This is a genomic window from Mesorhizobium sp. M2A.F.Ca.ET.067.02.1.1 (assembly GCF_004023285.1).
GTDB lineage: Bacteria > Pseudomonadota > Alphaproteobacteria > Rhizobiales > Rhizobiaceae > Mesorhizobium.
On the sequence record NZ_RZSB01001447.1, the window covers coordinates 1 to 425 of the forward strand.

The window sequence follows — 425 nt, forward strand, 5'->3', positions numbered from 1 at the left end:
CGCCGGATCCTCGATGAAGGCGCTGTGGATCCCGTCCTTCCTGCCAACCACGGACCGCCGATAGAAGATCTTGTCGCCCTTCATACCCGACAGCACCGCCCAGTTCTTACCGGCCTTGCCGTAGGTGACTTCTTCACCTGGCTCGGGGCTGGCTTTTTCGTTCTCGACGAGGCTCTTGGGCGTGTCGTCGAGCGCATTGTAGCTGCCGTAACAGGCCACGCTGGCGCCGTCGGCGCTGTGCCACTCCAGGCCGTCGCCGTTTTCGGGCTCGGGCATGCGCTCCGTGAAAATCTGGTCCGGGAAAGTGCACACGGTGCCGAAGCGCGCGTTGACATAGGTGAACGGCTTGGCCAGCGCCGTTGTCGTCAAGAACAGAAGCGCGGCAAACAAGCCGATGCGCCGAAGATTCTGCATGATACCCCCTG

General features: G+C 62.4%; 1 protein-coding gene. It reads right to left on the reverse strand.

Annotated features, from left to right (window positions below; translation table 11 throughout):
• On the reverse strand, window positions 1–414 hold a 414-nt coding region (locus tag EOA28_RS38260; RefSeq protein ID WP_128315967.1), incomplete at its 3' end, for a hypothetical protein.
• Between the last annotated feature and the right edge of the window lie 11 nt (window positions 415–425).